Genomic DNA, 9423 nt, shown 5'->3' on the forward strand with positions numbered 1-9423 from the left:
TACTATTTAGCATTTTTATGCCGCTGTGTCATTTTTTGAAAGTTTATTAATATTTTTTATTTGAGTGCTCAACAAACGGTAGGGATAATAGACCGATTGGTTCTAGTTATTGGTTGTAAGGCAAGTGCTGGGTAGTATTTTAATGATAAAAAAAGACCACTGAATTCAGTGGCCTCTTTGGTTTAAAAACGCGAGATTAAAATGCTGTCTCTATGCGATTGCGAGCATTTTTTTCTGGTGTGCAAGGTATTCATCGAAAGTACCTTGGAAGTTCACTAGCTGCTTATCTTTCACATCAATGATAGATGTCGCAAGCGACGAGACGAACTCTCGGTCATGGCTTACAAAAATAAGCGTACCTTCATAACCTTTCAGTGCGTTGTTAAGTGCTTCAATCGCTTCCATATCCATGTGGTTCGTTGGTTCGTCCATCACGAGTACGTTGATGTCTTGCATCATTAACTTACCAAACAATAGACGGTTCTTTTCACCACCAGAACAGTTCTTGGCTTTTTTGTTGGCATCATCAGCTGTAAATAGAAGGCGGCCTAAAATACCACGTACCATCAAGTCATCGTGTTTGGTTGTACGCCACTGTGAAATCCAATCGAAGATGCTTAAGTCGTTGTCGAAATCTGCAGTGCTGTCTTGTGGGCAGTAACCAATAGACGCATTTTCAGACCATTTCACGATACCGTGTTTTTGTTCTAATTCGTTTACTAGGCAGCGTAGTAATGTTGTTTTACCCACACCATTTTCGCCGATAACGGCTAAACGTGTACCTGCTTCTAGCAGTAGGTTACCTTTTTCAAACAGTAAACCATCATCGAAGCCATGGCCTAAATCTTGAAGTTCAAGTGCTTGACGGTGCAGTTTTTTACCTTCGCCAAAGTCAATTGATGGGCTAATACGGCTAGTTGATTTCACTTCGTCTAGCTTAATTTTATCCATTTTCTTGGCGCGAGAACTTGCTTGTTTCGCTTTAGAGGCATTTGCACCAAAGCGGTTTACGAAGTCTTGAAGCTCGCTGATTTCAGCCGCTTTTTTAGCATTGCCAGCGAGTAGCTGTTCGCGAATAAGACCAGATGCTTCTAGGAAGTACTCATAGTTACCAGGGTAAATGCGCAGCTCACCGTAGTCGATATCTGCCATGTGAGTACAAACTGAATTTAAGAAGTGACGGTCATGCGAGATGATGATCATTGTACACTTACGTTGATTCAGTTCTTCAGCTAGCCAGTTAATAGTATGAATATCCAAGTTGTTGGTTGGTTCATCTAGTAACAAAATATCTGGGTTTGCGAAAAGTGCTTGTGCAAGTAACACACGCAGTTTCCAGCCTGGTGCTACTTGCTGCATTAGACCGAAGTGGAACTCTTCTTCGATACCCGCTTGTAGCAAAATATCGCCAGCACGGCTTTCTGCTGTGTAGCCGTCCATTTCAGCGAATTCGCTTTCAAGTTCAGCAACTTTCATGCCGTCTTCTTCACTCATCTCTGGTAGAGAGTAAATACGGTCACGTTCTTTTTTGACTTCCCATAGTTTACGGTCGCCCATGATCACAACGTCGATAACGTTGTGTTGCTCGAAAGCAAACTGATCTTGGCTAAGTACGCCAAGCTTAAGTCCAGGGGTGATCGACACATTGCCAGAGCTTGGCGTTAGTGCACCACTAAGAATCTTCATGAACGTTGATTTACCACATCCATTGGCTCCGATTAAGCCGTAACGGTTACCGTTACCAAACTTAGCAGAAATGTTTTCAAATAAAGGCTCGGCGCCGAATTGCATGGTGATGTTAGCGGTTGAGATCAAAGAAGTATTCCTAGGTATAAGATGGGCTAATTGCTTAGTCAGATATGCCAAATCAACAGAAATGAAAGCACGAATTATTAGGCGGCGAATTATACAGATAAATTCGACAAAGAACAGATGTGAGAGGTAAGTCACAGATGGTAGTTGGTTGGAAAAACCAGAAAAGAAAAGAGATTAGCTAATTTAAAGGGGAAATAAGACGTTTGACCGTGGTGCTACGGGCTCAAAAGCATGAGCCCGTGCGTTGTAATTCAGCTAAAACTAAATGTTAGCCCTGATTAATGCTCCGTAAATAATGTGGCGATTTCATTTTCTGTCAGTGCTTTGTGGTACACCTTGACACTATCAAACGCTTGAGCTGCGGTAATAGGGCAGTTCTCTGTTTGGTTTTCAGCACAGACAACACTAGTATGCCCACCAACCTTAAACGGTGAGCCGCCGCCGTAACCTGAACTGTTCATGGCGGCCATGATAGGTTCTTGGCTGGCAAGTAAGTCACCCTCAAACATCACGTTATCTAAGTAGCCTTGCAGCTTATTGTTCTCGCGATCTATAACCATGGCTACGTGGTGCCATTGCTCATCATCAATAGATGCTGCTTGGCTGATGATGACTTTATTGTCTTTCATTAACCGGTCACGGAAAGTCACTTGCACTTCAATCCCAGCGCTGGTGGTTCGAATTTCCCAGCCGCCGTATTGCATGTTGTTGGGGCCAGATGACGATTTGCCGATCAGTAGCTTATTACCCTCTGTTTTTCCCATTTTGAACCACATGGAAGCGGTAAAGCTTTTATGGCCGGGATCTAGAGTATGCGGCAATAACGCATGACCAAGCGCATCGTTCTCCATCTTGGTTGACGCGATTAATGGAATCGTGAGGCCGTTGTCATTACCGGGTCCAGATATTTGCGCATTGAGAATATCTTTGCCTGTAATCTTATCGATATCTGGCGCGGTTAAATCGTAGTGATTAGTTGAACCATCCTTGATGGTATTGCCATCTAAGGTATCCAGATCCCAATTGCCCGCGATGTCACGCTTAATCACTTGGATCTGAATTGGGCCTGTGGTTTCAAATTGTCCATCTGTTGCAGTATAGAGGAGCTGATCGACACCGATAAAGTCAGCGAGTGGGGTGTAGTGCAGGGTGTTACCCACTTGTGTAACTTTGCCACCTTTTGCTGTCATGCGGTCAAAGTGACTGATGCGTAATATTTCACCGTTGGCATCAAAGTCGTTGGCCAGTGGATTAACTGAGCCAGATTCGTTTTGATATACCGTGATGTAGTCTTTAAATGTGGCAGGCAGCATAGGATCGGTCAGCGCTGTTGCTGCTTTAAACTTAGATCCATGTTGTAAGCGACCCGTTGTTTTCCATGCCTGCATGTTACCCATGTGGGTGGACGGGGTTTGGATTTGTTCATTGTTGTCGGTTTGTTCGCCGTGGCCTAAGCCAAAGTTATGACCAATTTCATGGGTGAAGCCCCAGTTCATTCGATAGTTGGCAATACAGCCAACCCAGTCGCCGCCCCCCCAACAATAGCCACCGTTTTTCGAATCTTGAAACTGAATTGAAAAGTTTGCAGCGTCTCTTGCTGAAGGGCGAGGATCGCTTGCTTTACTTGAGTCACCATTCACTTCAATCAGTGAGCGTGCGATATCCCAACGTAGGCCCGTTTTTTGTGCCCACGTGTAATCGAGCTCATTGATATGGCCTTCCATTTGAGCAACAGCATTGATGATGTTGCTACCTGCGTTTGCAACGAACTGCGAGTTGTTGTGAGTGAAGGTGATTCGCCCTAGGTTGTTATGAAAATCAAGCCCAGGCTGTGGCAAGTACAAACGATTATTTGTCATGACAGGCATATCAAAATCGATGATGAGCTCGTCATTAGTGATTTCGCTATTACCCAGCGCATCTTTGTTAATGCGATCTTTAATACTGATGTCATGGGTCCAGCGAAGGCGATCACCACCCCATAAAGAGAGGTACATTTTGCCATTTGAATCTACAACACCTGTTACAGTGAGCGTTGTATCATTATCTACAATGCCGCGGTACGTGCGTACTTCAGGCATAGGAATAACAGGCATGAACTGTTGTTCGCGTCTTTCATCGTAAGTGAGTAACTGATAATGCGGCGAACGTACAGAATGCTTGGTCAGCGAAAGGTTGTATTGCTTGCCTTCATGGGTGACCGATAGCGCAATTGAACGCGGTAGTGCTTCACCTGCTACCTTGCTCTCATCGATCACTACTGTATCGATAATCACTGGGGTTGATGTCCATGAGCTTCCCGCTGCACCTTGCGTTTCAATGCGCACATAGTAACGACGGCCGGGTAGGATATTGTCTAATATAGCTCTGTTTTTACCTTCTCTTAAATCGCTAAGCTTGATGCGGTATTGCCAACCTTGAGCATTATTCCCCGCATCCCTTTCACCGTAATAGACCCATACATCGCTATCGACAGCGCTTTGGTCAAGTAAGAAATCAATAGTGATTTGGTTGCCATAGCTGGTTAAGCCACTCTGATAACCATTTTCGATGATTGCTGTCGCAGGGTAGAGACGACTATGCGGGATTAAGTAATCACCTTTTAATAGCTGCTTAGTAATACTTGGCCCTTGCCATGCCACCGATAAGTGATCACCACCACCGCCTTCTTTGTGCATGGCTTCAATGTAGTAGAGCTGTCCTGCATTCAGCTGAATGTTTTTGGTAACTTGGTAGTGGTTACTCCAGTTGTCGATAGAGGTATAGCCATTGATTCGTGCAGCGACAACGCCTTTCTCTGGCGTTAGATCTTCACTAATGCGCAGTTCGCTACCATCGTCAGAGGCAATCCAGAAGTTATATAGGCCTGTTTCGGGTACGCGCAAATAGCCTGATATTTTCTGGCCATAGTTATCACCCATGCCTGCAATACTTTTAAATTCAGGCAGCACGGTTTGCGATGAAATTGGTGCTAAGGTGTTGATGTCGTTGATTGAGTTGCCAGAAATCCCGGTCCAAACTTGTTGAAGCACGCCTTGTTGTTGCAGCTGTGCAGCGGCAAGGGTAACGACTTTAACCTTCGATGTGGTACTTAAAGCACCATCTTTAATTTGAATTGTGAGCAAGAAGCTTGGCGTATTGGCACTCGTTGTCGCTGAAAGTGCTTTTGCTAGCTTGATATTACCTTGGTCATCGATAGCAAAGTAACCATCATTGTTACCTGATTCAATGGTAAAGGCAGGGGTATTGTGACTGGTATAAGAAAGCGTACCCACTTGACTGTTAGCGAGGTTATTGGTTGCAAAAGCAAACGTAAAAGAAGCATAGTTAAAGGTCGGTGTACCTGCCGCTAGCTCCAATGTTGTGGCTTGTTGTTCACTTGATAACTCGCTGCTATTACCCGCCGTATCGATGGCCTCAACTTGGATTTTATAGAGTCGGTTTGCTTCGAGTGCCGTTAGTGGGTAGTGAGTAGCATATGTTTGGCCGACAAGTTTGCCATTTGCATAAATTTTGTAGAGTAGGTTAGCTTGGCGCGCATCGCCAGGTGCCATCCAGTTAACCGTCAAGCCATCGTGACTGATATTGGTTAGCGTAACCTGAGTGGCTGGCGATGGTGGGATAATATCGTTAATGATAATAACCCCAGTTTGGCTGCTTGCTGATTCATTCCCCGCCTTATCAACGGCTTTGACGGTAATGTTATAGCGGGTGTCGCTTGTTAGCCCTGTTAACTCAAGGCTTAGCCCATTGACTGTTTTGAGTAGCTTACCATTGTTATAAACAGCGTAGTGATCGACGCCGACATTGTCAGAGGCTGCTAACCACTCTAGCAAAATGTCATTTTTGCTTTTTTTCAGCCAGTTAAAGTTGCTGATGGGCGTTGGGTTTTCGGTATCAACAGGTTGGAGTAGGAATTCATTAGCAATGATCTCTCGCGTACCCTCTGGGATGGCCCAAGCGACATCGACAAAATCAGCACCACCACCTTCAGCCATTATCGCACGTAACAAATAAGGCTTCCCTGCTTCGAGCGTGATCAGTTTAGATTGTTGTTCAGGACTTTTATCCCACTGGTTGATCGACGTGTGCGTTGGGGCTGCGGCTATCTTAGTGAAGTCTTTTTCACTTGTGGTGCTACTTAGCAGCAGTTCAGCTTCATCATCTGCCGCTATCCAAAATTGATAGTCTCCGGTAACGGGGGGAATGATATAGGCAGACATACGCTGTCCGTACCAGTTTGCGGTATTACGTGGTGATGAAAAGCTTGCTTCAGTGCTGACCGAAGAAGGGGCTTGCGGATAGGTCGGGTGAACTTTTAGCGAAGCAAGGTTGCCATGCATGTTGGCACCAGTATATACCTCGCGGTGTACCCCTTTTTGTTCCTTACTGATAAAGCCAAGTTTCAACTCGGTAGTTGAAACGCTTAATCCATCACTGACTTCAACCAGCACTTGCATGACTTTATTGGCCAGTTCAATAGGGGAGGCTTTTACCGAAAGTATCCCTTGTTCATTAATGCTAAAGAAACGTTGAGCATCAGCAGTAGCAAGGTGGTAAGTCAGAGGGTCATGGTTTTTATCTGTCGCGAGTATTTGGCTCACTGAGTAACCATGAGGTGCATCCGCAGCTAACACAATTGCCGTTGGCTGACTGGTAATCTCAGGCGCATCGTTGGCTTGCGGTGTGGCTTTAAAGCTAATCGGTTCAGATACTTTACCATCATCATTAAAGCTTAAGACTTCATAGAGGTAGCTTTGATTAGCGGTTAAGCCATTGTCTGTAAATGCGTGGAAACCTTTTTTGATCACCGAGATTTGTTGGCCGTCACGGTTTACATAGTAGCCTGATGCATTGTGAGCGTCTTGCCAACCTAAGGTCACCGATGTTTCTGCGGTTGCCAGCAAGCGCAGCTGGGAAACTGGCGGCATAGGTTTGGTTACATCAGGTTTTTCTGGCTCTACGGGAATGCTGGGTGTCACAGGTTTTTGTGTGTTTGCATCACTACCTGACTCTCCGCCACAAGCGGCAAGAAGCACCAAGGAGGTTATGATAAATAAAGGCTTAGTAATCTTCATGTCTGCGTAATCTTTATAATTATTGATTTATAGCAATCTGGCTAACCAGCGCGTTTTATTGTTTTAAAATACCAAGTTTGATGAGTACCTTACTCTTTACATAAGAGTGATAACTGATTGGCTTTCGGAATAATTATGACGGTTATTAATAAAAGTGAAAAGATGCTAGTTATCTAAATTAACGTTAAGTTATCTGTAACTTGGGGGACAATTAACAGAGTTGTGATCTTGATTCAGCCGGTTAGTTTTTTTGGGGTATATGGCGTTTGAAGAAGAAAAAGCCAGCTAATAGGGTTAACTGGCTTTTATTACTTTTTAAATTTAATGATAGCAGCAGGTTAGGTACGGAAGTTATTTAACTCTTTGCGTAAATCTGTTGCGCTATCAGCAAGGCGAATAGTGATGTCTGCAGAGTCATTCATACTGTCCATCGCGTCGGTCGCTGTTTCGTTGATGATAACAACGTTACGGTTTACTTCCTCAGTCACAGAACTTTGCTCTTCAGCAGCAGAGGCAATTTGGTTATTCATGTCATTAATCACATTGATTGCCGCGTTGATTTCTTCAAGGGCAATTTGAGCCGCTTGCGTTTCTTCACGCGTATCTGACGCTTGCTGTTGGCTTTCTACCATTAAGGTCACGATAGACTGTGTTTCGTCTTCTAGACGAGCCAGCATGCCTTGAATTTCTTCTGTCGATTTTTGAGTGCGGTTTGCTAAGTTACGTACTTCGTCAGCAACAACAGCAAAACCACGGCCGTATTCACCTGCGCGCGCAGCTTCAATTGCGGCATTCAATGCCAGTAAATTGGTTTGATCGGCAATACCACCGATTTCAGACAAGATACTCTGAATAGCGGCGCTTGAAGCGGCTAGACTTTGAATTTGGTCTTGGGCGTTGTGAATGCGCTCAGCCAGTTGGGTGACTGATGTTGCTGCGTAGTCCATTTTAGCGATGCCATCTTGGCTGCTGGTTTGAACTTGATTAGCCGCCGTTGCCGCTTGTACTGCAGAGTTTGCCACTTCTTGGGCTGTAGCACTCATCTCGTTAATGGCAGTGGCTAATGAATTCACTTCATTTAGCTGGGTCATTAGCTTGTCTTTGGCTTGATCAGCTTTAATACGACCTTCACTTGCGTGAGTGTCTACACTTTCAGCCGTTGATGTTGCATGGCGCAATGTGTCTTGCATTCGGCCTAAGAAGGTATTGAACCATTGTGCCAGTTGGCCTGTTTCATCGGCGCTATTGATTTGAATGCGGCGAGTTAAATCACCTTCACCTTCTGCAATATCACGCATGCGATCAACCAGCTCTGCCATAGTATTGCCAATACGAGTCGCGAGTACGAACATAGCAACAATGCCTGCGATTGCCGCCAATACGCCAGCGAGAATACCTTTCGATATCGCTTGTTCACTCTGTGTTTCGCTCCAGTTGGTAAACTGAGTAACATCTTTAACCAATACTTCTGAAGGGATAGATACGAGAACAATCCAAGGGTTGCCTGTGGTGTTAACAGAAGATACCGCGACCATTTCATTACCAATGGTGAGTAGCTCATTGCGATTGGATGATGCAAGCGCTTGGATGTTAGCCCACTGTTGTTGCGTCTCACCGGATACCTTACGGCCTACATCGGAGGCTTTTTTGCTATGAGCCATAACATTACCTTCCCATGAGGTAATCATTACATCGCCCTGGCCTTGAAATAGATCACGAGCAAGCTGTTCACTTTGGCCTTGGAATTCAGCAAGTGACCAGTCAAAACCTAACGAGCCAACAATTTTCCCGTTCACTTTTAGTGGTTGGCTAATCGTAGTAATCAGTTCTTTATTACCACGAACATCGTAGTAATACGGTTCCATCACAAAAGTTTGACCAGACTCGAATGGCGCTAAGTGCCATTCATCAATGCGTTCACCATTGTTATTCAATGCTTGGTTGCGGAACGAGGCCATTGCTGCTGGCTCGAAGCCGCCAGAAGATGTTGGAGAGAAAAATGGAGATAAATAGCCTTGTTCGTTAATCGATGCCATACCATTGTTTGTTATCGCGTCACTCCATACTTTATCTTCCCAAACCATGTAACCTGCAAAGACGCTTTCATCTTGGGTTTTTAAGCCGGCGATAAATTGATCGACCAGTAAGTCAGCACTCGCATTTGCGGTACTGCTTAATTCAAGCATGGCACGAAGCTGATCTAGGTTGGCAAGCACAGGTGCTAGCTGACTATTTAACGTGTTACTTTGTTCTTTTGCTGTGGCAAGCAGGTTATCTTTCGTCGCTTGGGTAAGCTGTTCAGAGACTTGTTCTGTGATTTGCTGTTGGACGTTACTAAATGAATAGGTTGTAAAAGCCATTGCAATGCTAAGTGTGAATACCATTGCTAGGCCAGCACTGACTGCAATTCGTGTTTTAATAGATTTAAACACGGTGTTCCCTCTAGTGTAAGTTATTAATAAAAAGTGACTTTTTTCTATTTTTTTTGCGGTTTTTCGACCTGTTATTATGCTGAGATATTTTACATTAA

At 44.5% G+C, this 9423-nt stretch carries 3 protein-coding genes; all 3 read right to left on the reverse strand.

Annotated elements, in window-relative coordinates:
* Window positions 1–210: 210 nt before the first annotated feature.
* Window positions 211–1815 (reverse strand): ABC-F family ATPase, encoded by a 1605-nt coding sequence (locus ASV53_RS20495; RefSeq protein WP_083540922.1) that lies wholly within the window; start codon window positions 1813–1815, stop codon window positions 211–213.
* Window positions 1816–2093: 278 nt separating this feature from the next.
* Complete coding sequence (locus ASV53_RS20500; protein WP_094958464.1) at window positions 2094–6893, reverse strand: fibronectin type III domain-containing protein; 4800 nt, start codon at window positions 6891–6893, stop codon at window positions 2094–2096.
* Between the two features lie 338 nt (window positions 6894–7231).
* Window positions 7232–9325 (reverse strand): methyl-accepting chemotaxis protein, encoded by a 2094-nt coding sequence (locus ASV53_RS20505; RefSeq protein ID WP_094958465.1) that lies wholly within the window; start codon window positions 9323–9325, stop codon window positions 7232–7234.
* Between the last annotated feature and the right edge of the window lie 98 nt (window positions 9326–9423).

The sequence above is a fragment of the Photobacterium sanguinicancri genome (assembly GCF_002265265.1).
Lineage (GTDB): Bacteria > Pseudomonadota > Gammaproteobacteria > Enterobacterales > Vibrionaceae > Photobacterium > Photobacterium sanguinicancri.